At 59.4% G+C, this 1892-nt stretch carries 1 protein-coding gene; it reads right to left on the bottom strand.

Annotated features, from left to right (window positions below; genetic code table 11):
• Positions 1-1892 (bottom strand): hypothetical protein (locus HNR46_RS20475; protein WP_184022563.1); only part of this gene is annotated, 1892 nt, incomplete at both ends.

The raw sequence follows: 1892 nt of genomic DNA, 5'->3' as shown, positions 1-1892 counted from the left end.
CCAACCTTCACGGTGATGTCGTCGGCGTGCTTCATCAGGCTCGGGTTGCCCTCGAAAGCCTTGAAGAACGCTTCAAAGAAGTCGTCCACCGTCCCTTCCGCCTTCGGCACGAGGATCACCTCGTCGGCGACCTTGAGGAAGTTGCGCGCGATCTGGGCGCTGAAGTCGTCGCCGAGGATTTCCATGAGGCGGGCGGTCTGGCGCTCGATGATGTGCTCGCCGCCCTGCTTGACGAACTGGCGGATGTTGACTTTACCGACGATGTCGTCGACATAGTCTCGCCAAATCATCCTCCCGGCGTTCGCGCCCTCCTGCATGATCTCCATGGCGCAGCGGTCGAAGCCGGGGCCGGTCGGACCCGTGGACGCCAGCGAAAGACCACGCTGGTAGGCTGCCACGGCTGCGGAGGAGAGTTCTTCGGAAGCCTCGGCCAGCATGCGTTTGAGCATGTGGGCGCGGGCCGCCAGGTTGGCTGCGGTTCGTTTCGCCAAGTTGCTTGCCAGCGAGACTCCTCCTTTGGTCGCCACCTGCGCGATCTTCACGCTGCCCGCGCTCAATGCCTCGACGGCGATCTGTTCGGCGATATAGCCGAACGTGTAACCGAAGGTGTAACACATCAGCCGCGTCTCGCTGTTGATCTCTGCCAAGAGATGGTCCTTGGCCCAAGGCGAGTTTTCCCAGTGCGCCTTCTCCGAGCCGATCATCATGCGGTCGCAGAAGTCATCGGCCCATTCGGTAAGTTCATCGACGATGCCGCCCCACACACTCTTGGTCAGCGTCCAGGCTTTCTGATTGATCTGGCGGGCTCGCCTGATCGTTTGCCACGCTCGTCGTTTGAATCCTTCCCACGAGCTCAGTTCCTCGCGCAGTTCGCGCATCGGCTCGAAGACCCAATTTTCGCAGATCTTGTCGGCAAGCTGTTTGAGTTCCGAGGCACGCTTGAGCGGGTTGTTTCTCCACTTCTGAAGTTCGGCCAGCGCCTGCTGATGAGCGAAGTCGCCCGCAGCTACGGCGGACTGCCCGATGAGCTTGATGAATTCCCAGTCGTCTTCGAGGCCGTTGCGGACGCCGTCGAACAGCCCGACGGCGACTGACGACAAGCCCTCGACCTGGTTGATGACGTTGAAGAACGGGATGAGCGCCGCGCGGGTGAGATTGCTGATTTCTTCTTCACCGAAAACGCTCTGGCTCTGCGCCGCCATCGGCGCGGCCATCAGCCCGAGCGGGGGCTCTGTCGTATCCGGAAAATCGAACGAATCACCCTTCACCCAGTCATCGACGTAATCGATGATGTCGGAGAATTCCTGCTCCGCCTTGAGTTCCTGGCTGATGCTCCCGATCGCAGTTGAGGAGCCATTGAGATAGAGCTTGATCTCGGCTTCTCCAAGAGAGTTGAAACAGGTGTAAAAATTGATCTTCCGGTCGTTTTCGGAGTCTTTGACGAACCAGACTTTTTGGGAGTCCGCCTGCCCGCCGGATGCCACATCTGATTCGCTAAGGATTTCCTCTACCCGGTCGTAGATTTTGGTGGAGCCTCCGCCGAGGAACTGGCGGTATTTCCCGAGGTTCTCGCCCCCCGGCCCGACGAACTCCATCTCGAGGCTTTCCCAGCCATCGGGAATATCAAACGACCCGGCGAGGAACTTGTCGGTCGAGACTACCTCCACCGGCAGGAGGTCCACATCATACCGCATCTCGTGCTCGAAGGTCCCTTCGTTCGCTTCCAAAGGGTCCAACACCATGCCCGTTTCCGACACATTCTCCCCTGCACGAACCGTCAGCTTCACCACTTCGGGGTCGCCTAGCGTGACTTTCGTCGCTTCGTTGATCGCCCCTTCATACCACGTCCCTTCGTTTTGGTAGTCCAAGGTCGAGGCCTTCGTCGCGATCTT

This window comes from Haloferula luteola, assembly GCF_014201715.1.
Taxonomy (GTDB): domain Bacteria; phylum Verrucomicrobiota; class Verrucomicrobiia; order Verrucomicrobiales; family Akkermansiaceae; genus Haloferula; species Haloferula luteola.
This window is presented reverse-complemented; position numbering and strand designations above follow the sequence as displayed.